The sequence below is a fragment of the Acinetobacter sp. XS-4 genome (assembly GCF_023920705.1).
Lineage (GTDB): Bacteria > Pseudomonadota > Gammaproteobacteria > Pseudomonadales > Moraxellaceae > Acinetobacter.
Genome location: NZ_CP094657.1, coordinates 432,954 through 454,850 on the forward strand (window position 1 = coordinate 432,954; position 21,897 = coordinate 454,850).

A 21,897-nucleotide genomic window follows, 5' to 3' on the forward strand; every position below is an offset into this window, starting at 1 on the left:
CGTATTTTTAGCTGTTTTAAGGGCAATGTTCGTCAGAAGTTGACTGATTGTTCCATGTTCAAATAGTTTTTTATGGCACAATAGATTATACACATCTGTCCTTTAATACGATTTTTTACCTGAAATATGAAGGTATCTCTCATGAATGCGTTAACCCAAGAACTAGTCGAGCTGCTCACTTTAGAAAAGCTAGAAGAAAATATTTACCGTGGCATGAGCCGTAATCTTGTCGGTAAACGTGTCTTTGGTGGACAGGTTTTGGGTCAGGCTTTACGTGCAGCATCTTATACAACTGATCGCCCAGCGCATTCTTTACATGCATATTTTTTGTATGGTGGCGATATTAATGCCCCAATTATCTATGAAGTAGACCGTTTACGAGATGGAAAAAGCTTTGTAAGTCGTCAAGTTCGTGCGATTCAGCATGGACGAGTCATATTTTCAGCGATGGTTTCTTTTGCCAATCCAGAAGAAGGTTTGAACTATCAACATCAAGAACCTGAGTATCCAGCACCAGAAACGCTTAAATCTGAAAATGAGCTGAAACAAGGTATTCTAAACTTTGTACCTGAAAATGTACGTGCTAGTTTCATGCGTGAGCGTCATGTAGAAATTCGCCCAATTGATCCGGTAAATCCGTTTCAGCCGCAACCTGAAGCTCCCTATAATGCGCATTATATCCGCACCCATGATCGTATTCCAAAACAATTAGATGACATTGCCTTGCATCAGGCAATTGTTGCGTTTTATTCAGACTTTACCTTAATGACAACAGCTTTAAGACCGCATGGTTTAAGTTATATTTCTCCAAGTTTGCAATGTGCAAGTATTGATCATGCAATTTATTTTCACCGCCCATTGCGTGCTGATGAGTGGATGCTTTATGACATGGAAGCTACAGTGAGTGCGGCTTCAAGAGGTCTCAATTTCGGTCGTATGTGGCAAAATGGCCAACTTGTATGCAGTACCGTACAAGAGGGTTTAATCCGTTTACGGGAAATTGAAACCCAATAGACCTCTTGAATAGCCATCTAATCAGATGGCTTTTTTATTTTTAATGGGAACGATGTGACAAAAAATTGCTCGAATGAAAAGCAACCTCATGTCATATTGTAAATAGGTATGCCAACTGAAAAAAATAATGCTGATATGAACTTAAATACACAAATTCTGATTGCCGCCATTTTAGGTTTAGCCTTTGGTTTCCTACTCACCATGTATCCAGATACAGCTTTTGTAAAACATAGTTTGTATGGGCTTGGAATATTAAGTAGTGTTTTTATCGGGCTTCTTAAAATGCTTTTGGTGCCTTTAATTTTTAGTTCGATTGTTGTAGGTGTATCAAACCTACAAGCGGGTGGGCAGTTAGGGCCAGTCTGGAAAATCACATTTTTATGCTGTTTAACTACAACGACTTTAGCCTTAATTTTAGGCATCAGTTGTGCTCATTTATTTGAGGTTGGACGTGGCATAGATATTTCTATTTTCCAGACATCTATGCAAAATTATCAAGCACCAGATAGTTTAAACCCAGCAAGTTTTTTCACTAATTTTATTCAAAATACTTTAATCAATCCATTTAAAGCATTTAGTGATGGTAACGTTTTAGCCGTTGTGGTCTTTGCTTTATTTGTTGGTGTTGCTTTGGTGCAGGGTGGGGAGCGTTTCAAAAGTATTCGTGCATTGAGTCACCAGTTTTTTGAAATGATGATGCTGCTGGTTGGCTGGGTCATGAAATTAGCGCCTTTAGGTATTTTTGCTTTATTAGCAAAACTAATGGCAACGGAAGATATTTCAGTATTAAGTCGCTTGGCTGAGTTTGCAGTTGTTGTAACAGGCACAACCATTTTTCATGGTGCTGTTGTTTTACCCCTCTTACTTTGGATTTTTGGTCGCATGAGCCCTTGGACTTTTTTCAAAGGGACACGTACAGCATTAATTACAGCATTTGCAACCAGTTCTAGCTCTGCCACGATGCCGCTTAGTATGAAGTGTGCACAAGAAAACTTAGGCGTGCGCCCTCAAACAGCGGGATTTGTTATCCCACTTGGCACTCAGTTAAACATGGATGGTACCGCTTTATATGAGGCGGCAGCTGCACTGTTTGTAGCAAATTTGGTGGGACTGGATTTAAACCTGACACAGCAAATTATTGTGTGTTTAACAGCAATGATTGCATCACTTGGCGCACCTGGAATACCTAGTGCGGGCATGGTGACTATGATTATGGTTTTACAGTCGGTGGGTTTACCAGCTGAGGCAATTGCTATTCTACTGCCAATTGACCGCTTACTAGATACGGTAAGAACGGTGGTAAATGTGCAAGGGGATATGATGATTAGTGTGGTCGTAGATCGTTATACGAAAGATAAAGATATCAGTGTTTAATACCTCTAAATAAAAAAAGCAGGATTTTAAATCCTGCTTTTTTTATTTTAAGCGGCTTGAAGCTCTGCTCTTTTTGCTGCTGGAGATTGCGATAAATAGCTAACCGCATCTTCAGTGCTACCTTCTTTGACTGGATCATACCAAGGCATGAGGTAATCAATTTGTTGGGCAATTAACCAGATTGGGTTTGGTAAAACCTGATTATCCTTTCGGCTAATTTTGTACCATTCTAAAGCAATCTTCACTGGGAAAAATCTAGATTTAGCGGCATCTGAAAAACGTGGATCTTGTTTCATAATGTGTGCAGCACCATCTACCCATAAACCAAGTACCAGTACAATCACTGCAAGGCTTAAATAGTAGCGTGGAATGTAGCCACCACCAAGATGACGATATAAATCAAAGGCGACCGTACGGTGTTCAATTTCTTCTGAACCGTGCCATTTAACCAGATCGACCATTTCAGGATCAGCGCCTAATTCTTCCCAACGTTTGTTATATAGTGCATATTTACCTAATACACAGGTCATATGTTCAACAGTGGCAACAACGCCTAAACGGAATAAATCCCATTGGCCTTGTAAGAAATTTGGAACTTCTTTATCAAAAGGTTTATCTGCCAAAGCTGTCGTAAATAAATAGTTCATAATGTCCAGATTTCTCTGGATATCAATATTACGTACGCTTAAATATTCTTTGTTTGCAGAGGTATGTGCATTGGCATGCATAGCTTCCTGACGGATAAAGGCTTGTACATCCTGCTTGAGTTTTTCATCTGTGATTTGCGGTAAAACCTTGTTATACAACCGGCAAAACCAGAACTCACCAGCAGGCAAGATATTATTAATTTCATTAATAAAATAACTTGCGAAAGGCTGGTTAGGAATCCAGTCGACAGGGGTATCTTTCCAGTCAAATTTCACTTTACGTGGAAGAATTTTATAATCAATAGAAGAACCTAAAGCCTTGTTCTTCAAAAAAGATAACAATTTCATCATTTAGTCCTGATTTTTAACTCGATGAAGTTATAACGAGTATAAAAAAAGCCCCTACATTTGTGTTTAGCAATAGGGGACAATTGAGTATAAATTTAATGAAAAAATTGTATCTATTATGACAATTTAGCTCTCAGCATCTTCATCTGTCGCTTCAGGGATTGAATCGACATCAAATTCTGGCTGTTGATCTAGCGTAAAATGCAGACGTCCACCCATGACACTTGCAAGCTCTTCCAAACCTAATTTGTTAAGTGAAGAGAAAAGCTGAATGGAAAAATCAAGCTTCATTTTTTTAAGTTGTTGTTTAACTTCAAGTAATACTTTATTTGCAGGACCACGATTAAGTTTGTCTGCTTTTGTTAATAGAATATGAACAAATAGATGACGCGAATAAGCCCACTCTAGCATCATCATGTCAAAATGCTGTAGAGGATGGCGAATATCCATCAGTAAAACTAAGCCTTGTAAGCTTTGGCGGTGGATTAGGTAGTTTTCTAATTCTTTTTGCCACACCCTTTTCATATCTTCAGGTACAGCTGCATAACCGTAACCTGGAAGATCGACTAAACGCTGATCGGGGTTGCCTAGACTAAAGAAGTTAATCATCTGAGTACGGCCTGGTTTTTTAGAGGCACGTGCTAGTTGTTTTTGATTAGTTAATGCATTAATGGCACTAGACTTACCAGCATTTGAGCGTCCTGCAAAAGCAATTTCGTAGCCACTATCTTCAACACAAAGTGCCAATTTAGGTGCACTCATTAGAAACTCAGCTTGGCGCAACCAGTTTAATGATTGCACAGCATAGGCTGTGATCGCTGGATCTGGTGCTTTTTCATAGCTGATCTTTTGCTTGGGTGCGAGTCTGGCTTTGGTGTCTTTCGATTTTTCACTACGACGCATAAAAAATAACTTTTTAAATGAGAGGGCTCGCGCCTAGTATAAAGGAGCTTGGGTATTCTTGCTAATTTTCAATAAATCAACTTATGAAAATCAATAGAGGCTAGATTTGTAAAAAGGCAATAGGGGAGTTAGCAGGAGCAGATTTTGATTGCTGTAAAACTTCTCCGAGTGTGTATTGGTCTAGGCTTTGATAAAAGCTTTCTAAAGCTTGGTCAAGAATACCTTTTAGACCACAGTGAGCGCGCAGCACACAAGGTGGTGTATTGCATTCAACAATTTGATTGTCGCCCTGCAATATTCGAACAATTGAACCTAAATTTGAGTGAAGTGCATCTGGGTTTAAGCGAATTCCACCGCCTTTACCGCGAATGGTAATAATCCATTCTTGTTTGCCCATAAAGTGAACAACTTTAACCAGATGGTTTTGTGAAACATGCAAATCTTTCGCGATTTCTGCAATCGTGTAGGGTGCATCACTTGGGCGTGCAACATACATTAATATTCGTAATGCATAATCGGTAAATTTATTAAGCTGCATGATCACCAAAAATGGAAGAGAATAAAAAGGATGATCATCTTAGCCTGAAAGTCTAAATAAGAAAACTTTCAGGCAAGAGGTTTTTATATTAGAGCGTTAAAGGTGCTGAAACTTGAACTTGATCGCCAACTCTATAATGTTCAAGCAAGATGTTCGAAACTGAGAATTCAGTATGGTTTTCTTCAGGCTGAACTTCAAAATGATATGAGTTGTTTTCTTGAGCTTCTGTAAATTTAAAAGCTTTCGGCTGTTCAAGCTGTTGCTCTGGAACTTGTACTTTAACTGAAATAAAAGCATTTGCTGGACCAGTTAGTACGTCCTCATGATCAGTCGCTTTTAACGTGAAGCGTTTGCCAGATTCAAGAGGATCAATTTGTGTAATTTCAAATGAACGCCAGCCAGCCCATCCGCCTTTTAAGCTCTCAAGTTGTTCATATTTTTGTTTTTCAACGCCAATCAAGATATCTGCCAATTGTAGATAAGCCTGTTTCCATGCTTCGATAAGCTCTGACTCAAATGGAACGTTGAGCACTTCACTAATTGAGTGAAGTAGGTTGTCACCAACAATTGCATATTGATCAGGCTGAATATCCAAGCTCACATGTTTAGTGGTGATACGTTCAACAGCTTTGGCTAAAACCGTAGGGTTCTCAATGTTTTCTGCATATGCAAGAACGGCAGCTGCAAGCGCGCGCGGCTGACGTAAGCTGGTTTGGTCATCTAAGTTAAAAACATTTTTTAATTCAGGATTGTTATTGAGCATACGCTTATAAAAGTATGTAGTCAGCGTAACACCGTGTTCACGTAAAACAGGTACAGTAGATTTAACGAGTTCAATTTGTTGTGGAGTCATGGCTAGACCTTATTTATCTGGCTATATAAGATGTATTTAAAATACATCTTTAAAAAAGTAATGGCAATAGCTTTTTAATAAAAACCATAAAAAAATTAGGGAATATACAATTCCCTAATTTAAAAGTGATATATCTCTAAGAAAATTACTTGCCAAAAAGTGAGCCAAGCAGACCTCTCACTAATTTTTGGCCTGTACTTCCTCCTAAACTTCGTGCAGCACTTTTTGCAAAAGTACCAACAATATCTTGCGTAAGCTTCGCCCGTTCACGAGCTGCTCGTTCTTCTTCTTTTAGTTGCTCGCGTACCAATCGTTCTTGTTCTTTTGCTTGTTGTTTGGCTAAAGTTTCTTGCTCTTTTTCCTGCTGTTTGGCAAGTTCAGCATTTTGTTGTTGCTGTTCTCGTTCAGCGACTTTATTTTGTAGCATTTCATAGGCGCTATCACGATCTACGACCTGTTCATAAATGCCAGCAATAATACTTTGGGAAATAACATTCTTTCGTTCTTCTGGAGTAATTGGTGTAAATGCAGAGTAAGGAGGCATGACCCAACCACGCTCTACAATTTGTGGAGTACCTTGCTCATCTAGGCAGCTAATGAGTGCCTCACCAACACCAAGTTCGGTTATGGCCTCATCAACTTTAAAGTCTGGATTGGCACGGAAAGTATCAGCTGCAGTTTTTACCGCTTTTTGGTCTTTAGGCGTAAATGCACGTAGCGCATGTTGAACACGATTACCAAGCTGACCAAGAACACTTTCTGGTAAATCGAGTGGGTTTTGAGTAATAAAATAGATGCCAATACCTTTAGAGCGAATTAAGCGTACAACTTGTTCAATCTTGTCTTGGAGTGCTTGGCTGGCATTGTCAAACAGCAAGTGTGCTTCATCAAAGAAAAACACAAGTTTAGGTTTATCCATGTCACCGACTTCTGGAAGTTGTTCAAATAGTTCTGAAAGCATCCATAAAAGGAAAGTGGCATAGAGCTTAGGTGTATTCATGAGCTTATCAGCCGCAAGAATATTAATGTAGCCATGCCCATTTGCATCGGTTTGAATAAAATCTAGAATATTTAAGGCGGGTTCACCAAAAAATTGCTCTCCACCTTGATCGGCAAGGGCTAGTAAATTGCGCTGAATAGCGCCTAAGCTTGCTGGAGATAAATTGCCATATTCTGCTTTAAACTCGGCTGCATGTTCACTTACAAAAGTGATCATGGCTTTTAAGTCTTTAAAGTCGACTAATAGCAAACCTTGGTCATCGGCAATCCGGAAAACTGCTGCCAAAACGCCTTCTTGTGTGTCGTTTAAGTTGAGCATACGAGCTAATAAAATTGGCCCAATTTCGGAAATGGTTGTGCGAATAGGGTGGCCTTGTTGACCAAACAAGTCCCAAAAAACGACAGGATTGGCTGCGAAAGGAACGCTATCAATCTGCAAAAGCTTTAGTCGTTCATCAAATTTGTCTGAAGCTTCTCCCGCTTTTGCGAGACTCGAAACATCGCCTTTAGCATCGGCAAGAAATACCGGTACACCAATTCGAGAGAAACTCTCTGCTAGAACTTTTAACGTAACTGTTTTACCTGTACCCGTGGCGCCTGCAATTAGTCCATGACGGTTAGCAAACTGGGAAAGTAAAACAATTTCTTTGGATGTGTCATTAATGTTTTTAGCAATAACAATCGGTGTACCCATATATTTTTATCCTTTGGTTCGAGTCACTATGATCTTGTCGTTTTACAGTTGTTTCAGAGCATTTTCGATATCTTGTATTAAATCTTGCGGATCTTCTAGTCCTATGCAGAAGCGAACCAATAATCCTTGTTGTAAATGTGTATTTTCAAGTTTTCTCATCATTTTTAAATCATAAAGCATAATTAGGCTAACTGGTCCTCCCCAGCTAAAACCAAGCTTAAATAGCGCTAATGCATCGCAAAAGCGACGTACTGCTGTAATGTCATAGTCTGGTTTGAAAATAACACTGACTAAACCAGCACTTTGGCCATCTGTGCAGATTTCTTGCCAATATTGATGGCCAGGGGCAGTCTCATCGCTTGGATGTAGGACTTGCGCAAATTGAGGTTGATCTTTTAACCATTTGAGTAAAGTTTGAGCATTGACTGACTGTTGTTCATAACGTAAAGACATATGAGCAAGACTACGTTGAACTTGAGCTGCATCGTCTCCTGAAACTGCAATACCTAAAGTAGCATGTGTGCGGAACAGGCGATGATGGAGTTTATCATCACGGGTTACAATGCTGCCCATTAAGATGTCACCGCCACCGCTTGGATATTTGGTGAGAGCATGAACGGTTAAATCGACTGATAGGTGTTCATCGGAAAAATTAAAAGCATTGAACGCAAGGCCAGCGCCCCAAGTGTTATCTAGGGCTGTTAATACACCATGTTCTTTAGCTTTTTTAACTAGATTTTTAAGATCAGGGAATTCCAATGTCACTGAACCTGCGGCCTCTAACCATAGCAGTTTGCTTCTCTCAGTTGGTTGAAAGCTTGAGGCGTCAATAGGGTTATATACTTTAACAATAATGCCATATTGATTTTGCAGATGATTTAAGTGCTCTAGATTGGGTCCATAAATATTGTCTGGTACCCAAACTTCATCATTGGTGCTTAAAAATGCTGAGTTCACAACATTAATTGCTGATAAGCCACTTGGTGCAAGTAAACAATGCGATCCACCTTCAATTTGCGCAATATTGTCGCCTAAGGTGAAGGTAGTAGGGGTGCCATGTGTCCCATAACTATAGTCGTAATCATCCGTCCAATGGCGGTCAAAAAGGTGCGAAGTTGATTTAAAAATAATAGTGGATGCACGAAATAAGGGTGGTTGAACGGTTTCAATAAATTGTGGAGCCTTTCTTGGTGCATGAATGAGGCGAGTCTGGAAGTCGTTATGCTTTTTCATAGTGCGTTGCATTTTAAATAATAAAGTTAGATTAAGAGAAATTTAGATTCTTCGCTAGATTTACGAAGTTTTATAAGACGTTTCGTTACAGTAGACCCATAAAATAAAAACTTGGCTTTATTTTTGCAAAGACCACTACAACATTCTAACAACAATAGGTTTAAGCGCATGAAGTCGCATTTACGAGTTCACTATTTTCAACACATTGCTGGTGAAGGGTTTGGGAGTTGTCATTCATTTTTAAAGGCTCACCACGCGACCATTAGCTCTACGGAGTTCTTTGCACTTCCGGTTGATCGGGCACTAGAAATAGAAGCTTTACCTCAAATTGAAGAGGTTGATTTGCTATTGGTCATGGGTGGAACCATGAGTGTAAATGATGAGGCGAATTTTCCATGGTTAAAAATAGAGAAAAGATGGTTGCGTCGTTATTTAGCAGCAGGAAAACCAGCTATTGGCCTTTGTTTGGGAGGGCAGCTAATTGCTAATGCGTTGGGTGCGGCGGTGAGCCGTAATCGCTATCAGGAACTTGGATGGTCAACAGTTCAGCGAGTGGCAAATTTACCTCAAGAAAGCTTTCCTTTACCAGAGAAGATGAGGGTGATGCAATGGCATAGCGAGACATTTGAAATACCTAAAGGCGCTATACATTTGGCTCAAAGTCAGGCTTGTCGCAATCAGATGTATCAGATTGGAAAAAATGTGCTGGGTTTTCAGTTCCATCCAGAGATGACACCGTCAACTTTAGCGCTTTTACTTGAAGACGAAGAAGAGTTGTCTATTTTTGATGGGGAATATGTTCAATCTACGCGTGAACTACACCATTTCGAAGCACAAAAGTTTGAACAAGGTAATCAACTTCTAAATAAGGCGATTGAATTTGTAATAAGTGCCTAGATGAACTCACAATACTCAGTTAAAACAGGTTTTGTAGAGAAAATAGAAAAAGAGAATTGCATAAGACTTAAACAATCGTTATAATGAGCGACCCTCAAGAGGAGGGGCATTTGCTGCGAAGAAAGTGGTAAATGTGCATTACAGTCGTGGCATCGATCATGACCTTAGTGATTTTCACTGCCTTTGACACTTACCGATAGGTGAGATGCGTCAAGGGTGATTCTTTATATGTTTGGCTTGGAGTTTACTGGTATGTCTAACCAGAGAATTCGTATCCGTTTGAAGTCTTTTGATCATCGTCTGATTGATCAATCTGCTCAAGAGATCGTAGAAACCGCTAAGCGTACTGGCGCACAAGTTTGTGGTCCAATTCCGATGCCTACTCGCATCGAACGCTTCAACGTTCTTACTTCACCGCACGTTAACAAAGATGCGCGTGACCAGTACGAAATCCGCACTTATAAACGTTTGATCGATATCGTTCAACCTACAGATAAAACTGTTGATGCATTGATGAAATTAGATCTTGCGGCTGGTGTTGATGTTCAGATCGCTTTGGGTTAAGGCTTTCGGTTGATTAACTTTTAAGTTAATTAGGCCGCTTTTTTAGAGGTTTATGCACATGGCTATTGGTTTAGTCGGTCGCAAATGTGGTATGACTCGCATCTTTACAGATGCAGGTGTTTCTGTACCTGTTACAGTCATCGAAGTCGATCCAAACCGCATTACGCAAATCAAAACACTTGAAACTGATGGTTATCAAGCTGTTCAAGTAACTACTGGTGAACGTCGCGAATCTCGCGTAACTAACGCTCAGAAAGGTCACTTTGCGAAAGCTGGTGTTGCTGCTGGTCGTTTGGTTAAAGAGTTCCGTGTTACTGAAGCTGAGCTTGAAGGTCGTGAAGTTGGCGGTACTATTGGTGTTGATTTGTTCACAGTTGGTCAAGTTGTTGACGTAACTGGTCAATCAAAAGGTAAAGGTTTCCAAGGTGGTGTTAAACGTTGGAACTTCCGTACCCAAGACGCTACTCACGGTAACTCAGTTTCTCACCGTGTATTAGGTTCTACAGGTCAAAACCAAACTCCTGGTCGCGTGTTCAAAGGCAAAAAAATGGCTGGTCACTTAGGTGATGAACGCGTAACAGTACAAGGTCTTGAAATCGTATCTATTGACGCTGAACGTTCTGTTTTAGTTGTTAAAGGTGCAATTCCTGGTTCAACTGGCGGTGACGTGATTGTACGTCCTACCATCAAGGCCTGAGGGGAAATACCGTGAATTTGAAAACTGTTTCCGGCTCTGCTGTTGAATTGTCTGAAGTTGCTTTCGGACGTGAATTTAACGAAGCCCTTGTACACCAAGTTGTTACTGCTTACTTAGCAGGTGGTCGTCAAGGTACTCGTGCTCAGAAGTCACGTGCAGACGTTTCTGGCGGTGGTAAAAAACCATTCCGTCAAAAAGGTACTGGTCGTGCTCGTGCGGGTTCTACTCGTAGCCCAATCTGGGTTGGTGGTGGTAAAACTTTTGCTGCTCGTCCACAAGATTGGTCTCAAAAAGTAAACCGCAAAATGTACCGCGGTGCAATGCAATGTATCTTAGCTGAACTTGTTCGCCAAGATCGTCTTGTATTAGTTGAAGAGTTTGCTATTGCAGCTCCAAAAACTAAAGAATTGCTTGCTAAGCTTGGCGATTTAAATGCCGCTCGTGCATTGATCGTTACTGAAGCTGTAGATGAGAACTTATATCTTGCAGCACGCAACCTTCCGCATGTAGATGTGGTGGATGCAACTGCAATCGATCCTGTAAGCTTGATCGCGTTTGATAAAGTTGTGATGTCTGTAGCTGCTGCTAAGAAAATTGAGGTAGAACTCGGATGAACAACGAACGTATCTATCAAGTCCTTAAAGGACCAGTCTTCTCAGAAAAGGCACAAGTTTTAGGTGATACTGTTGGCGTTCAAGTATTTAAAGTAGATATCAACGCTACTAAACTTGAAGTTAAAAAAGCAGTTGAAAAACTTTTTGGTGTAGAAGTTGTTAAAGTTAACACTACTATTACTAAAGGTAAAACTAAGCGCTTTGGTAAAACATTAGGACGTCGTTCTGATGTTAAAAAAGCATACGTCACCCTGAAAGCTGGCCAAGATGTTGAAATGGCTGACTTGGGCGATACCGCTGAAAGCGCAGCGGAATAAGGACGAAAATTATGCCGATTCAAAAATGTAAGCCAACGTCTCCGGGACGTCGCTTTGTAGAGAAAGTGGTTCATGATCACCTTCACAAAGGCGCGCCTTACTCACCGTTGGTTGAAGCAAAAAAACGTACTGGTGGTCGTAATAATAACGGTCACATTACAACTCGTCACGTTGGTGGTGGTCATAAGCAACACTATCGTATCGTTGACTTTAAACGTAATAAAGACAGCATCCCAGCTGTTGTAGAGCGCATTGAATACGATCCTAACCGTACAGCACATATTGCTTTGTTGAAATATGCTGATGGTGAGCGTCGTTATATCATTGCACCTAAAGGCTTACGTGCTGGTGATAAAGTACAATCTGGTAACGATGCTCCAATTCGTCCAGGTAACTGCTTGCCACTTCGTAACATGCCGATCGGTTCTACACTTCATAACGTTGAACTTAAAATTGGTAAGGGTGCGCAATTAGCGCGTTCTGCTGGTGCTTCTGTTCAGTTGTTGGGTCGTGATGGTTCTTACGCGATTGTTCGTCTTCGTTCAGGCGAAATGCGTAAAATTCATGTTGAATGCCGCGCTGTAATTGGTGAAGTTTCTAACCAAGAAAACAACCTTCGTTCATTGGGTAAAGCTGGTGCTGCGCGCTGGCGTGGTGTTCGTCCTACCGTACGTGGTATGGCGATGAACCCAGTTGATCACCCGCACGGTGGTGGTGAAGGGCGTAATAAAGGTATTCAACCTGTAAGCCCATGGGGTCAAAAAGCTAAAGGGTACAAGACACGTACCAATAAGCGTACGACTAAGATGATTATTCGCGACCGTCGCGTCAAGTAAAGGAATCTGACTAATGCCTCGTTCTCTGAAAAAAGGCCCATTCGTCGATGCGCACTTGTTCGCTAAGGTTGAAGCGGCTGTTGCTAGTAACTCTCGCAAGCCGATTAAAACTTGGTCTCGTCGTTCGATGATCCTTCCAGATTTTGTTGGTTTAACAATTTCTGTTCATAATGGTCGTAATCACGTTCCAGTAATTGTTACTGAGCATATGGTTGGTCATAAACTCGGTGAATTCGCGCCAACTCGTACCTATCGTGGTCACGGTGTTGACAAGAAGTCTAAACGTTAATAGGTGTCATGATGGAAGTAACTGCTAAATTACGCGGTGCCGCTATCTCGGCACAAAAGGCACGTTTGGTTGCAGATCTTATTCGCGGCAAATCTGTTGCGCATGCTTTAAATATCTTAAACTTCAGCAATAAAAAAGCTGCTGTTTTAGTAAAAAAAGCATTGGAATCTGCGATTGCAAACGCTGAACACAATAACAGTTTAGATGTTGATGATCTTAAAGTTTCTACGATTTACGTTGATGAAGGTGTTAGCCTTAAACGTATTATGCCACGTGCTAAAGGCCGTGCAGATCGTATTACGAAGCGTACTTGTCACATCACCGTTAAGGTAGGGGTTTGATATGGGTCAGAAGGTTCATCCAATCGGTATCCGCCTAGGTGTTGTGAAACGTCATAACGCTAACTGGTATGCGAGTCCGAAACAATACGCTGAATACTTGCTTAAAGATCTTCAAGTTCGTGAGTTTTTAACTAAAAAACTTAAGAATGCAATGATCAGCAATATTCTTATCGAACGTCCATCAGGCGCTGCTAAAGTAACAATTAGCACAGCTCGTCCTGGTATCGTAATCGGTAAAAAAGGCGAAGATATTGAGAAATTACAGCGCGAACTTACCAGCATTATGGGTGTTCCTGCACAAGTAAGTATCAATGAAATTGATCGCCCAGACTTAGATGCGCGTTTAGTTGCTGAAGCAATCGCTTCTCAATTAGAAAAGCGTGTAATGTTCCGTCGTGCTATGAAGCGTGCGGTTCAAAACACTATGCGTGCTGGTGCTAAAGGTATCAAAGTTGAAGTGTCTGGCCGTTTAGGTGGTGCAGAGATTGCTCGTACAGAATGGTATCGTGAAGGTCGTGTACCTTTGCATACATTACGTGCAGACATTGACTATGCTACTGTGCGTGCAGAAACAACTTACGGTACGATTGGTGTTAAAGTTTGGATTTTCCGTGGTGAGATTTTAGGTGGCATGAAACAAGTCATGAACCCTGCTCCTGCTGAAGATCGTCCAGCTAAACGTGGTCGTGGTCGTGGTGAAGGTCAAGAGCGTCGTGGTCGTCGCGGTGACCGTGCTGCTGACAAGGGAGAATAATCCATGTTGCAACCTAAACGTACCAAATTCCGTAAGGTGCACAAAGGCCGTAATACTGGTCTAGCGCATCGTGGTAGTACAGTATCATTTGGTTCGATTGCAATTAAAGCAACTGAACGTGGTCGTATGACTGCGCGTCAGATTGAAGCTGCACGTCGTACTATTAGCCGCCGTATTAAGCGTGGTGGTAAAATCTTTATTCGCGTATTCCCGGATAAGCCGATTACTCAAAAGCCTCTTGAAGTGCGTATGGGTAAAGGTAAGGGTAGCGTGGAATACTGGGTTTGCCAGATCCAACCAGGCAAGATCCTGTACGAAATTGAAGGTGTGAACGAAGAATTAGCGCGTGAAGCATTTGCTTTAGCTGCTGCTAAACTTCCGTTTAAAACCACTATCGTGACTCGGACGGTAATGTAATGAAAACTAAAGATTTACGTGAAAAGTCGGTAGAAGAGTTGAAAGCTTTGCTTGATGAGCAACAGCTTAACCAATTCCGTCTTCGTATGGCGAAAGCAACTGGTCAGTTGGGTAAATCGCACGAAGTGCAAGTTGCTCGTAAGACAATTGCTCGTATTAAGACACTCCTTACCGAAAAACAGGGGAACGGACAATGAGTGAAAAAACAGTCCGCACGTTAACCGGCAAAGTCGTAAGTGACAAAATGGATAAATCTATTGTTGTACTTATTGAACGCCGCGTTCAACACCCGTTGTATGGCAAGTCAATTCGCCGTTCAACTAAGTTACACGCTCATGATGAGAATAACGTTGCTAAAATTGGTGATGTTGTAACCATTAAAGAAAGCCGCCCAATTTCTAAAACTAAAGCTTGGACTTTAGTGGAAGTAGTTGAAGCAGCTGCTGAGTAATTCGACGTTCTTGTTGCATCATCGGTCAATTTCGAGTACTCTTTGAGCCTTTCGAAATTGTGACCGGTGATGCTCGGTTTTGGAGTAGGGCAATGATTCAAACCGAAACTATGCTCGACGTAGCAGACAACAGTGGTGCTCGCCGCGTACAATGTATTAAAGTACTTGGTGGTTCACATCGTCGTTATGCTTCTGTTGGCGACATTATTAAAGTTACTGTAAAAGAAGCAATCCCACGCGCACGTGTTAAAAAAGGTGACGTGATGAATGCGGTTGTAGTTCGTACTAAATTCGGCATTCGTCGTCCAGATGGTTCTGTGATCCGTTTTGATGATAATGCTGCAGTTATCTTGAACAACAACAAAGCTCCGATTGCTACTCGTATCTTCGGACCAGTGACTCGTGAACTTCGTACTGAACAGTTCATGAAAATCATTTCATTGGCTCCTGAAGTTCTATAAGAGGCAATCATGGCTAAGATTAAAAAAGGCGATCAAGTTATCGTGATCGCAGGTAAAGAAAAAGGCAAACAGGGTACTGTATTGTCTGTTTCTGAAGACCGCGTTAAGGTTGAAGGCCTTAACTTAGTGAAGAAGCATCAAAAGCCGAATCGTGTAACTGGCGCTGAAGGCGGTATTGTTACTCAAGAAGCTTCGCTTCATATTTCAAACGTGGCAATTTTAAATGCTACAACCCAGAAGGCTGACCGTGTTGGTTACCAAGTGATTGATGGCGTGAAAACTCGCGTTTATAAATCAAATGGTGAATCAGTGGCGGTAGCGAAGTAATAGGTTGAAAAGGCGATGGCCAGACTTAAAGCACGTTACAATGATGAACTTAAAGCAAAGTTAAAAGAAGAACTTAGCGTTAAGAACGTGATGGAAATTCCACGCATCACAAAAATCACCCTAAACATGGGTGTGGGCGCAGCTGCAACTGATAAGAAATTATTAGATGGTGCTGTAGTCGACATGCAGTTAATTGCTGGTCAAAAACCAGTAATTACACTAGCTCGTAAATCTATCGCAGGTTTTAAAATCCGTGATGGATGGCCGATTGGTTGTAAAGTTACTTTACGTGGCGACCAAATGTACGAATTCTTGGATCGTTTGATCTCAATCGCAATCCCTCGTATCCGTGACTTCCGTGGTTTCTCTTCGAAATCATTTGATGGTCGTGGTAACTACTCAATGGGTTTGAAAGAGCAAATCGTTTTCCCTGAAATCGATTTCGATAAGATTGATCGTATTCGTGGTATGGATATTACTATTACTACGACTGCTCGCACCGATGACGAAGGCCGTGCGCTTATGCGTGCATTCGGCTTCCCGTTCAAATAAGAGGTCGATATGGCTAAGAAAGGTATGATTAATCGCGAATTGAAACGCGAAAAAACAGTTGCGAAATACGCTGCAAAACGTGCTGAATTAAAAGCTACTATTGCAAACGTAAACGCAAGTGAAGAAGAGCGTTTCGAAGCGACGTTAAAGTTACAGGCATTGCCACGTAATGCATCTCCGGTGCGTCTTCGTAACCGTTGTGGTTTAACTGGTCGTCCTCATGGTTACTTCCGTAAGTTCGGTTTAAGCCGTAACAAATTACGTGAAACAGTAATGCAGGGTGATGTACCAGGCGTTGTTAAGGCAAGCTGGTAAGGAGCGACTAAATGAGTATGCAAGATACCGTTGCCGACATGCTAACACGTGTTCGTAACGCACAAATGGCTAAGAAACAAACTGTTTCTATGCCTTCTTCTAAGTTGAAAGTTGCAATTGCAAACGTTCTTCAACAAGAAGGTTATATTTCAAATGTAGAAGTTGCTCAAGAAGAGACAAAATCTACTTTGACAATTACTTTAAAATATTTCGAAGGCAAACCAGTTATCGAAGTGGTTAAGCGCGTAAGCCGTCCAGGTCTTCGCCAATACCGCGGTAAAGATAAACTTCCAAGCGTTAAGCAAGGTTTAGGTATTGCAATTGTTTCTACAAGCAAAGGCATCATGACTGATCGCGCTGCACGTGCTGCGGGCGTTGGTGGTGAAGTTATTGCTTTTGTTTCTTAATAGGTGATTCCTCATGTCTCGTGTGGCTAAAGCCCCAGTAACTGTACCGAATGGTGTAACAGTTACTCAGAACGGCCGGCAGGTCGAAGTGAAAGGCAGCAAAGGTACGTTGTCTTTCAACCTGCATGCGCTGGTCGAGCTAAAACAGGAAGAAGGTAAACTTCAACTTGCTCCAGTTAAAGAATCGAAAGATGCTTGGATGCAAGCTGGTACTGCTCGCGCTGTATTGAATAACCTTGTAAAAGGGGTTAGCGAAGGCTTCGAACGTAAGTTGCAGCTAGTTGGTGTTGGTTATAAAGCTGCGGTTAAAGGTACTGTTGTAAACCTTAACCTTGGTTTTTCACACCCAATTGACTACGCTTTACCTGAAAGTGTAACAGCGGAAACTCCAACTGCAACTGAAATCATTTTGAAATCAGCAAACAAGCAGTTGTTAGGTCAAGTAGCGGCAGAAATCCGTGCGTATCGTTCTCCTGAACCATATAAAGGTAAAGGTGTTCGTTATTCGGATGAAGTCATTCTTCGTAAAGAAGCTAAGAAGAAATAAGGCGCGAGGTTCTTATGAACGAAAAGAAACAAACCCGTTTGCGTCGTGCGAAAAGCACACGCTTGCACATCCGTGCATTGGGTGCGACTCGTTTGTGTGTAAACCGCACTCCGCGTCACATCTATGCTCAAGTTATTTCAGCAGATGGTGGCAAAGTTTTAGCACAAGCTTCAACTTTGGATGCATCTTTACGTAGCGGTACTACAGGTAATGTTGATGCTGCTACTAAAGTAGGCACTTTAATCGCAGAGCGCGCGAAAGCAGCTGGTGTAACTAAAGTTGCATTTGACCGTTCTGGTTTTAAATATCATGGTCGTATCAAAGCCTTGGCTGATGCTGCTCGTGAAAACGGCTTGGAGTTCTAATCATGGCTAAAGTTGAACAAAACGAAGGTCTTGTTGAAAAGCTGGTTGCCGTTGATCGTGTAGCCAAAGTTGTTAAGGGCGGTCGTATCTTCTCTTTCACAGCATTAACTGTTGTGGGTGATGGTAATGGTCGTGTTGGTTTTGGTCGTGGTAAAGCACGTGAAGTTCCAGCTGCTATTTCTAAAGCACTTGAAGCTGCACGTCGCAACATGATTACTGTAGACCTTGCTGGTACTACTTTACAACACCCTGTGAATGCTCGTCATGGTGCAAGCCGTGTATACATGCAACCTGCTTCTGAAGGTACTGGCGTAATCGCTGGTGGCGCAATGCGTGCCGTTCTAGAAGCTGCAGGCGTGCATAACGTACTTGCTAAATGTTATGGTTCTACTAATGCTGCAAACGTAGTAAACGCAACTTTCAAAGGTTTGCGTGATATGACTTCTCCTGAGAAAGTCGCTGCGAAACGTGGTAAATCAGTAGCAGAAATTCAAGGGTAATCAATCATGAAAACGATTAAAGTTACCCAGACTAAATCTTCTTCACATCGCTTGAAAAATCACAAGCTTTGCTTACAAGGTTTAGGTCTGCGTCGTATTGGTCATACTGTAGAAGTGCAAGATACGCCTTCTAACCGTGGTATGGTCAACAAAGTCTACTATATGGTTAGTGTAGAGGAATAAGCCATGACTCTGCGTTTAAATGAGCTTGCGCCTGCGGAAGGTGCAAAACGTGAAAACCGTCGTTTAGGCCGTGGTATCGGTTCTGGCGTTGGTAAGACCGGTGGCCGTGGTGTCAAAGGTCAAAAATCACGTAAAAGTGGTGGCGTTCGTCCAGGCTTTGAAGGCGGTCAAACAGCGATTTATCGTCGTTTACCTAAATTCGGTTTCACTAGCCAAATCGCTTTAAAAACTGCTGAAGTACGTTTATCTGAGTTAAGCAAAGTTGAAGGCGACATCGTTAGCCTAGAAACTTTGAAAGCTGCGAATGTTGTTCGTCGTGACCAAATTCGTGCTCGTATCGTGCTTTCTGGTGAAATCACTCGTGCATTCACTGTTCAAGGTGTTGCATTGACTAAAGGCGCTAAAGCTGCGATTGAAGCAGCTGGCGGCAAAGTCGAGGAGTAATCTCGAGTGTCTATGTCTCCTAGTTCTTCAGGTCATGTCAACATGATGAAAGGTCAGCCATTTCATGTGAAATATCGTGAAATTATTCGCCGGATGAGTTTTCTAATCGGTGCATTGCTGGTCTTTCGACTAGGAGCGCATATTCCAGTACCAGGCATTAATAATGCTGCGTTAGAAAATTTATTTCATGCGAACCAAGGAACTATTCTTGGGCTATTCAATATGTTTTCTGGCGGTGCTTTAGAGCGAATGTCTATTCTTGCTTTAGGAATCATGCCTTACATTTCTGCATCAATTATTGTGCAGTTAATGTCTACGGTAATTCCGTCACTAGAAGCCTTGAAAAAGGAAGGTGAGCAAGGTAAGCGTAAAATTAATCAATATACGCGTCAGGGTACATTATTGCTTGCAGTGGTTCAGGCAGTTGGTATGTGCGCAGGTTTGATTGGTCAGGGTATCACTCTGTCAGTTGGGCTTGAGTTTTATGTGCCAGCAGTTACATCACTTGTCGCTGGAACTATGTTCTTAATGTGGCTAGGTGAACAAATCACTGAAAGAGGTATTGGTAACGGTATCTCAATGATTATTTTTGCTGGTATTGTTTCTGGTTTGCCTAAATTAATTATGCAATCAGTTTCATCAGTAGATAATGGTCAGACAAGCTTAATTGGTCTTGTGATTTTTGGTCTCTTGTCTTTAGGTGTATTGGCTGCGATTGTGTTTATTGAAAAAGCACAACGTCGTATTCCAGTAAACTATGCACAAAAGCAGCAAGGTCGTCGTATATTTACAGCACAGCAGACACATTTACCATTGAAAATTAATATGGCTGGTGTGATTCCTGCGATTTTTGCAAGTTCTTTACTATTGTTCCCAGCAAGTCTTGGTCAATGGGTAGGAAGTGCAGATGCAAATGCTGGATTAATTAAGCGTAGCTTACAAGACTTAGCTTTAGTATTGTCGCCTGGACAGCCTTTGTATTTGGTGCTCTTTGGTGCGTTAATTATCTTTTTCTGTTACTTTTATACGGCTTTAGTATTTAGCCCTAAGGAAGTATCAGAAAATCTAAAACGCAGCGGAGCTTATGTGCCTGGTATTCGCCCAGGTGAGCAAACTGCTCGTTACTTAGATCATATTCTTAATCGTTTGACGTTTATTGGTGCGATTTATATTACGGTCATTTGTTTAATGCCAATGATTCTACAAAGTTCTTTTGGAATCCCATTCTCTTTGGGCGGTACATCATTACTAATCGTAGTTGTCGTTGTTATGGACTTTATGGCTCAGCTACAAGCGCACTTAACATCTCATCAATATGATAATCAAACATTAATGAGAAAAACGACTGCTCATCCTAAGGGATAAGCGCACTTAGAGGTTTCATCATGAAAGTACAAGCTTCTGTAAAGAAAATTTGTGGTAGCTGTAAAGTTATCCGTCGTAATGGGGTTATTCGCGTAATTTGTAGCGCAGAACCTCGTCATAAGCAGCGTCAAGGTTAATCTAATCAAGACCTGTTGATTTCAGTAGGCGAATTGGGTTAATATCCGCCCCTCAAGATTTTGTGGGGCGGTTGATTATCTCTACTGCCTTTTTGGAGAAAGTGAATGGCTCGTATTGCCGGTGTAAACATTCCGGATAACAAGCATGCTGTTATCTCCCTCACTTACATCTTTGGTGTCGGTCGCCATACTGCTAAGAATATCTTAACTGCAGTTGGTATTACTGAAACTACTAAGATCCGTGAGTTGGACGATGCTCAGCTCGATGCGATTCGTGCAGAAGTTGCTAAGGTTCCTACCGAAGGTGACTTACGTCGCGAAATTTCCATGAACATTAAACGTTTAATGGATTTGGGTTGCTATCGCGGCCTTCGCCATCGTCGCAGCTTGCCTGTCCGTGGTCAACGCACCAAAACTAACGCACGTACCCGTAAAGGTCCGCGCAAACCGATTAAAAAGTAAGATTTCTGGAAGCTAAAAGATGGCTAAAGATACTCGCACACGCAAGAAGGTCACTCGTACCGTCTCTGAAGGTGTTGCACACATTCACGCGTCTTTTAATAACACCATTGTTACGATTACTGATCGTCAAGGTAATGCATTGGCTTGGGCCACCTCTGGTGGACAAGGCTTCCGTGGTTCACGTAAATCAACTCCGTTTGCTGCTCAGGTAGCTGCTGAAGTTGCTGGTAAAGCAGCTTTAGATTACGGTTTGAAAAATCTGGATGTCCTTGTAAAAGGTCCTGGTCCAGGTCGTGAGTCTGCGGTTCGTGCATTAGGCGCAGTGGGTTATAAAATTAACAGCATTACCGATGTGACGCCAATTCCTCACAACGGTTGCCGTCCACCTAAAAAACGTCGCGTGTAAGGAGAAACATTCATGGCTCGTTATATTGGTCCAAAATGCAAACTCTCTCGCCGCGAAGGGACAGACCTGCAACTTAAATCTGGCGTTAAACCTTTTGACGTCAAAACTAAAAAAGCTAACAAAGCACCTGGTCAACATGGTCAGGCACGCGGTGGTAAGCAATCTGAGTATTCACTACAATTACGTGAAAAACAAAAAGTCCGTCGTATTTACGGTGTGTTAGAACGTCAATTTAGTAACTACTATAAAGAAGCAGCTCGTGTTAAAGGCGCAACAGGTGAGAACTTGTTGAAATTGCTTGAAAGCCGTCTTGATAACGTTGTTTATCGCATGGGTTTTGGTTCTACACGTGCAGAAGCTCGTCAGTTAGTAAGTCACCGTAGCATTACTTTGAATGGTCGTCGTGTAAACATCGCATCTATTCAAGTTAAAGCTGGTGATGTAATTGCGGTTCACGAAGGTGCTAAACAACAATTGCGTATTAAAAACGCGATTGAGTTAGCTGCACAACGTGGTATTCCAGCTTGGATCGATGTTGATCATTCTAAGCTTGAAGGTACGTTTAAAGCTGCACCAGATCGTGCTGATTTACCTGCTGAAATCAATGAAAGCTTGATTGTAGAATTGTATTCTAAATAATCCTTGA

Annotated in this window: 34 protein-coding genes and 2 pseudogenes; 29 read left to right on the forward strand and 7 right to left on the reverse strand. The window is 41.7% G+C overall.

Annotation, left to right across the window (positions count from 1 at the left end):
• The first annotated feature begins 141 nt into the window (after positions 1–141).
• Both MMY79_RS02070 and MMY79_RS02075 read left to right on the forward strand, forming a co-directional pair.
• Positions 142–1,014 carry an acyl-CoA thioesterase II gene (locus tag MMY79_RS02070; RefSeq protein ID WP_003653674.1) on the forward strand — a complete coding sequence of 291 codons (873 nt, stop codon included), beginning with the start codon at positions 142–144 and terminating at the stop codon, positions 1,012–1,014.
• A gap of 108 nt (positions 1,015–1,122) precedes the next feature.
• The gene (locus MMY79_RS02075; RefSeq protein WP_252611668.1) at positions 1,123–2,388 is read left to right on the forward strand and encodes a dicarboxylate/amino acid:cation symporter; all 1,266 of its coding nucleotides are present in this window, start codon (positions 1,123–1,125) and stop codon (positions 2,386–2,388) included.
• Between the two features lie 47 nt (positions 2,389–2,435).
• Here MMY79_RS02075 and MMY79_RS02080 read toward each other — a convergent pair whose 3' ends face one another.
• The 7 genes and pseudogenes from MMY79_RS02080 to MMY79_RS02110 all read right to left on the reverse strand — a co-directional run bounded on the left by MMY79_RS02080 (position 2,436) and on the right by MMY79_RS02110 (position 8,603).
• On the reverse strand, positions 2,436–3,386 hold the full coding sequence (locus MMY79_RS02080; RefSeq protein WP_252611670.1) for a metal-dependent hydrolase: 951 nt from the start codon (positions 3,384–3,386) through the stop codon (positions 2,436–2,438).
• Between the two features lie 123 nt (positions 3,387–3,509).
• On the reverse strand, positions 3,510–4,286 hold the full coding sequence (gene yihA, locus MMY79_RS02085; RefSeq protein WP_252611672.1) for a ribosome biogenesis GTP-binding protein YihA/YsxC: 777 nt from the start codon (positions 4,284–4,286) through the stop codon (positions 3,510–3,512).
• Positions 4,287–4,386: 100 nt separating this feature from the next.
• Entirely contained in the window at positions 4,387–4,824 is a 438-nt protein-coding gene (locus MMY79_RS02090) for an Rrf2 family transcriptional regulator (RefSeq protein ID WP_252611674.1), read from the reverse strand.
• Between the two features lie 88 nt (positions 4,825–4,912).
• A complete protein-coding gene (locus MMY79_RS02095) occupies positions 4,913–5,677 on the reverse strand; it encodes a globin domain-containing protein (protein WP_174766511.1) in 765 nt (254 codons plus the stop codon).
• Between the two features lie 2 nt (positions 5,678–5,679).
• A pseudogene (locus tag MMY79_RS02100) lies at positions 5,680–5,807 on the reverse strand (hypothetical protein).
• A 15-nt stretch (positions 5,808–5,822) separates the two neighbouring features.
• Positions 5,823–7,370, reverse strand: coding sequence for a helicase HerA-like domain-containing protein (locus MMY79_RS02105; protein WP_252611676.1), 1,548 nt, complete (start codon positions 7,368–7,370; stop codon positions 5,823–5,825).
• Positions 7,371–7,412: 42 nt separating this feature from the next.
• Positions 7,413–8,603, reverse strand: coding sequence for a PLP-dependent transferase (locus tag MMY79_RS02110; RefSeq protein ID WP_252611678.1), 1,191 nt, complete (start codon positions 8,601–8,603; stop codon positions 7,413–7,415).
• Between the two features lie 168 nt (positions 8,604–8,771).
• Between MMY79_RS02110 and MMY79_RS02115 the strand changes: the two genes are divergently transcribed.
• From MMY79_RS02115 to rpsD, 27 genes and pseudogenes are all read left to right on the forward strand, one after another.
• The gene (locus MMY79_RS02115) at positions 8,772–9,500 is read left to right on the forward strand and encodes a type 1 glutamine amidotransferase (protein ID WP_252611680.1); all 729 of its coding nucleotides are present in this window, start codon (positions 8,772–8,774) and stop codon (positions 9,498–9,500) included.
• 252 nt (positions 9,501–9,752) lie between these two features.
• Entirely contained in the window at positions 9,753–10,064 is a 312-nt protein-coding gene (gene rpsJ, locus MMY79_RS02120; RefSeq protein WP_000070912.1) for a 30S ribosomal protein S10, read from the forward strand.
• Positions 10,065–10,122: 58 nt separating this feature from the next.
• Complete coding sequence (gene rplC / locus MMY79_RS02125) at positions 10,123–10,761, forward strand: 50S ribosomal protein L3 (protein ID WP_004639526.1); 639 nt, start codon at positions 10,123–10,125, stop codon at positions 10,759–10,761.
• Between the two features lie 11 nt (positions 10,762–10,772).
• The gene (rplD, locus tag MMY79_RS02130) at positions 10,773–11,375 is read left to right on the forward strand and encodes a 50S ribosomal protein L4 (protein WP_003653663.1); all 603 of its coding nucleotides are present in this window, start codon (positions 10,773–10,775) and stop codon (positions 11,373–11,375) included.
• Positions 11,372–11,692 carry a 50S ribosomal protein L23 gene (gene rplW / locus MMY79_RS02135; RefSeq protein WP_003653662.1) on the forward strand — a complete coding sequence of 107 codons (321 nt, stop codon included), beginning with the start codon at positions 11,372–11,374 and terminating at the stop codon, positions 11,690–11,692. The genes rplD and rplW overlap by 4 nt, the downstream gene beginning before the upstream one ends.
• An 11-nt stretch (positions 11,693–11,703) precedes the next feature.
• Positions 11,704–12,528 (forward strand): 50S ribosomal protein L2, encoded by an 825-nt coding sequence (gene rplB, locus MMY79_RS02140; protein ID WP_004789629.1) that lies wholly within the window; start codon positions 11,704–11,706, stop codon positions 12,526–12,528.
• 13 nt (positions 12,529–12,541) lie between these two features.
• Complete coding sequence (gene rpsS / locus MMY79_RS02145; RefSeq protein ID WP_001138119.1) at positions 12,542–12,817, forward strand: 30S ribosomal protein S19; 276 nt, start codon at positions 12,542–12,544, stop codon at positions 12,815–12,817.
• An 11-nt stretch (positions 12,818–12,828) separates the two neighbouring features.
• Entirely contained in the window at positions 12,829–13,158 is a 330-nt protein-coding gene (gene rplV / locus MMY79_RS02150; RefSeq protein ID WP_004639524.1) for a 50S ribosomal protein L22, read from the forward strand.
• 1 nt (position 13,159) lies between these two features.
• Positions 13,160–13,976: pseudogene (gene rpsC / locus MMY79_RS02155) on the forward strand (30S ribosomal protein S3).
• Positions 13,916–14,329 carry a 50S ribosomal protein L16 gene (gene rplP / locus MMY79_RS02160; RefSeq protein ID WP_002049688.1) on the forward strand — a complete coding sequence of 138 codons (414 nt, stop codon included), beginning with the start codon at positions 13,916–13,918 and terminating at the stop codon, positions 14,327–14,329. The pseudogene rpsC and the gene rplP overlap by 61 nt, the downstream one beginning before the upstream one ends.
• Positions 14,329–14,526, forward strand: coding sequence for a 50S ribosomal protein L29 (rpmC, locus tag MMY79_RS02165; RefSeq protein ID WP_000849928.1), 198 nt, complete (start codon positions 14,329–14,331; stop codon positions 14,524–14,526). Before rplP ends, rpmC begins: the two co-directional genes overlap by 1 nt.
• Complete coding sequence (gene rpsQ, locus MMY79_RS02170; RefSeq protein WP_001291845.1) at positions 14,523–14,780, forward strand: 30S ribosomal protein S17; 258 nt, start codon at positions 14,523–14,525, stop codon at positions 14,778–14,780. Before rpmC ends, rpsQ begins: the two co-directional genes overlap by 4 nt.
• A 92-nt stretch (positions 14,781–14,872) precedes the next feature.
• The gene (gene rplN, locus MMY79_RS02175) at positions 14,873–15,241 is read left to right on the forward strand and encodes a 50S ribosomal protein L14 (protein WP_001982634.1); all 369 of its coding nucleotides are present in this window, start codon (positions 14,873–14,875) and stop codon (positions 15,239–15,241) included.
• Between the two features lie 9 nt (positions 15,242–15,250).
• Positions 15,251–15,568, forward strand: coding sequence for a 50S ribosomal protein L24 (rplX, locus tag MMY79_RS02180; protein WP_002116820.1), 318 nt, complete (start codon positions 15,251–15,253; stop codon positions 15,566–15,568).
• Between the two features lie 15 nt (positions 15,569–15,583).
• Positions 15,584–16,120: a 50S ribosomal protein L5 gene (gene rplE / locus MMY79_RS02185; protein ID WP_003653658.1), complete on the forward strand. Its 537-nt coding sequence runs from the start codon at positions 15,584–15,586 to the stop codon at positions 16,118–16,120.
• A gap of 9 nt (positions 16,121–16,129) precedes the next feature.
• The gene (gene rpsN, locus MMY79_RS02190) at positions 16,130–16,435 is read left to right on the forward strand and encodes a 30S ribosomal protein S14 (protein WP_016140109.1); all 306 of its coding nucleotides are present in this window, start codon (positions 16,130–16,132) and stop codon (positions 16,433–16,435) included.
• Positions 16,436–16,446: 11 nt separating this feature from the next.
• A complete protein-coding gene (rpsH, locus tag MMY79_RS02195; RefSeq protein WP_005038490.1) occupies positions 16,447–16,842 on the forward strand; it encodes a 30S ribosomal protein S8 in 396 nt (131 codons plus the stop codon).
• A gap of 13 nt (positions 16,843–16,855) precedes the next feature.
• Positions 16,856–17,389, forward strand: coding sequence for a 50S ribosomal protein L6 (rplF, locus tag MMY79_RS02200; RefSeq protein WP_003653655.1), 534 nt, complete (start codon positions 16,856–16,858; stop codon positions 17,387–17,389).
• Positions 17,390–17,403: 14 nt separating this feature from the next.
• On the forward strand, positions 17,404–17,754 hold the full coding sequence (gene rplR, locus MMY79_RS02205) for a 50S ribosomal protein L18 (protein ID WP_005043857.1): 351 nt from the start codon (positions 17,404–17,406) through the stop codon (positions 17,752–17,754).
• 2 nt (positions 17,755–17,756) lie between these two features.
• A complete protein-coding gene (gene rpsE / locus MMY79_RS02210; protein WP_003653653.1) occupies positions 17,757–18,254 on the forward strand; it encodes a 30S ribosomal protein S5 in 498 nt (165 codons plus the stop codon).
• A 6-nt stretch (positions 18,255–18,260) separates the two neighbouring features.
• Positions 18,261–18,437: a 50S ribosomal protein L30 gene (gene rpmD, locus MMY79_RS02215; protein ID WP_003653652.1), complete on the forward strand. Its 177-nt coding sequence runs from the start codon at positions 18,261–18,263 to the stop codon at positions 18,435–18,437.
• Positions 18,438–18,440: 3 nt separating this feature from the next.
• Entirely contained in the window at positions 18,441–18,881 is a 441-nt protein-coding gene (gene rplO, locus MMY79_RS02220; protein WP_003653650.1) for a 50S ribosomal protein L15, read from the forward strand.
• 45 nt (positions 18,882–18,926) lie between these two features.
• Positions 18,927–20,246, forward strand: a complete 1,320-nt coding sequence (secY, locus tag MMY79_RS02225) for a preprotein translocase subunit SecY (RefSeq protein WP_252613411.1) — start codon at positions 18,927–18,929, stop codon at positions 20,244–20,246.
• Positions 20,247–20,266: 20 nt separating this feature from the next.
• Positions 20,267–20,383 carry a 50S ribosomal protein L36 gene (rpmJ, locus tag MMY79_RS02230; protein ID WP_000867907.1) on the forward strand — a complete coding sequence of 39 codons (117 nt, stop codon included), beginning with the start codon at positions 20,267–20,269 and terminating at the stop codon, positions 20,381–20,383.
• 105 nt (positions 20,384–20,488) lie between these two features.
• A complete protein-coding gene (rpsM, locus tag MMY79_RS02235; protein WP_003653646.1) occupies positions 20,489–20,845 on the forward strand; it encodes a 30S ribosomal protein S13 in 357 nt (118 codons plus the stop codon).
• Between the two features lie 19 nt (positions 20,846–20,864).
• Positions 20,865–21,251 (forward strand): 30S ribosomal protein S11, encoded by a 387-nt coding sequence (gene rpsK, locus MMY79_RS02240; protein WP_001040166.1) that lies wholly within the window; start codon positions 20,865–20,867, stop codon positions 21,249–21,251.
• A gap of 12 nt (positions 21,252–21,263) precedes the next feature.
• Positions 21,264–21,890, forward strand: coding sequence for a 30S ribosomal protein S4 (gene rpsD, locus MMY79_RS02245; protein WP_005301294.1), 627 nt, complete (start codon positions 21,264–21,266; stop codon positions 21,888–21,890).
• Positions 21,891–21,897: the final 7 nt, after the last annotated feature.

Coding starts and splice junctions, on each gene's coding strand:
- secY (WP_252613411.1), top strand. CDS start 18,927: ATGAAAGGTCAGCCATTTCATGTGAAATATCGTGAAATTATTCGCCGG.
- MMY79_RS02090 (WP_252611674.1), bottom strand. CDS start 4,824: ATGCAGCTTAATAAATTTACCGATTATGCATTACGAATATTAATGTAT.
- MMY79_RS02115 (WP_252611680.1), top strand. CDS start 8,772: ATGAAGTCGCATTTACGAGTTCACTATTTTCAACACATTGCTGGTGAA.
- yihA (WP_252611672.1), bottom strand. CDS start 4,286: ATGCGTCGTAGTGAAAAATCGAAAGACACCAAAGCCAGACTCGCACCC.
- rpmC (WP_000849928.1), top strand. CDS start 14,329: ATGAAAACTAAAGATTTACGTGAAAAGTCGGTAGAAGAGTTGAAAGCT.
- MMY79_RS02095 (WP_174766511.1), bottom strand. CDS start 5,677: ATGACTCCACAACAAATTGAACTCGTTAAATCTACTGTACCTGTTTTA.
- rpmJ (WP_000867907.1), top strand. CDS start 20,267: ATGAAAGTACAAGCTTCTGTAAAGAAAATTTGTGGTAGCTGTAAAGTT.
- rplW (WP_003653662.1), top strand. CDS start 11,372: ATGAACAACGAACGTATCTATCAAGTCCTTAAAGGACCAGTCTTCTCA.
- rpsE (WP_003653653.1), top strand. CDS start 17,757: ATGGCTAAAGTTGAACAAAACGAAGGTCTTGTTGAAAAGCTGGTTGCC.
- MMY79_RS02105 (WP_252611676.1), bottom strand. CDS start 7,370: ATGGGTACACCGATTGTTATTGCTAAAAACATTAATGACACATCCAAA.
- rplN (WP_001982634.1), top strand. CDS start 14,873: ATGATTCAAACCGAAACTATGCTCGACGTAGCAGACAACAGTGGTGCT.
- rpsS (WP_001138119.1), top strand. CDS start 12,542: ATGCCTCGTTCTCTGAAAAAAGGCCCATTCGTCGATGCGCACTTGTTC.
- rpsQ (WP_001291845.1), top strand. CDS start 14,523: ATGAGTGAAAAAACAGTCCGCACGTTAACCGGCAAAGTCGTAAGTGAC.
- rplC (WP_004639526.1), top strand. CDS start 10,123: ATGGCTATTGGTTTAGTCGGTCGCAAATGTGGTATGACTCGCATCTTT.
- MMY79_RS02075 (WP_252611668.1), top strand. CDS start 1,123: ATGCCAACTGAAAAAAATAATGCTGATATGAACTTAAATACACAAATT.
- rpsK (WP_001040166.1), top strand. CDS start 20,865: ATGGCTAAAGATACTCGCACACGCAAGAAGGTCACTCGTACCGTCTCT.
- rpsD (WP_005301294.1), top strand. CDS start 21,264: ATGGCTCGTTATATTGGTCCAAAATGCAAACTCTCTCGCCGCGAAGGG.
- rpsN (WP_016140109.1), top strand. CDS start 16,130: ATGGCTAAGAAAGGTATGATTAATCGCGAATTGAAACGCGAAAAAACA.
- rplP (WP_002049688.1), top strand. CDS start 13,916: ATGTTGCAACCTAAACGTACCAAATTCCGTAAGGTGCACAAAGGCCGT.
- rpsH (WP_005038490.1), top strand. CDS start 16,447: ATGAGTATGCAAGATACCGTTGCCGACATGCTAACACGTGTTCGTAAC.
- rplO (WP_003653650.1), top strand. CDS start 18,441: ATGACTCTGCGTTTAAATGAGCTTGCGCCTGCGGAAGGTGCAAAACGT.
- MMY79_RS02070 (WP_003653674.1), top strand. CDS start 142: ATGAATGCGTTAACCCAAGAACTAGTCGAGCTGCTCACTTTAGAAAAG.
- rplE (WP_003653658.1), top strand. CDS start 15,584: ATGGCCAGACTTAAAGCACGTTACAATGATGAACTTAAAGCAAAGTTA.
- rplX (WP_002116820.1), top strand. CDS start 15,251: ATGGCTAAGATTAAAAAAGGCGATCAAGTTATCGTGATCGCAGGTAAA.
- MMY79_RS02110 (WP_252611678.1), bottom strand. CDS start 8,603: ATGAAAAAGCATAACGACTTCCAGACTCGCCTCATTCATGCACCAAGA.
- rplV (WP_004639524.1), top strand. CDS start 12,829: ATGGAAGTAACTGCTAAATTACGCGGTGCCGCTATCTCGGCACAAAAG.
- rplR (WP_005043857.1), top strand. CDS start 17,404: ATGAACGAAAAGAAACAAACCCGTTTGCGTCGTGCGAAAAGCACACGC.
- rpsM (WP_003653646.1), top strand. CDS start 20,489: ATGGCTCGTATTGCCGGTGTAAACATTCCGGATAACAAGCATGCTGTT.
- rplF (WP_003653655.1), top strand. CDS start 16,856: ATGTCTCGTGTGGCTAAAGCCCCAGTAACTGTACCGAATGGTGTAACA.
- rpsJ (WP_000070912.1), top strand. CDS start 9,753: ATGTCTAACCAGAGAATTCGTATCCGTTTGAAGTCTTTTGATCATCGT.
- rpmD (WP_003653652.1), top strand. CDS start 18,261: ATGAAAACGATTAAAGTTACCCAGACTAAATCTTCTTCACATCGCTTG.
- rplB (WP_004789629.1), top strand. CDS start 11,704: ATGCCGATTCAAAAATGTAAGCCAACGTCTCCGGGACGTCGCTTTGTA.
- MMY79_RS02080 (WP_252611670.1), bottom strand. CDS start 3,386: ATGATGAAATTGTTATCTTTTTTGAAGAACAAGGCTTTAGGTTCTTCT.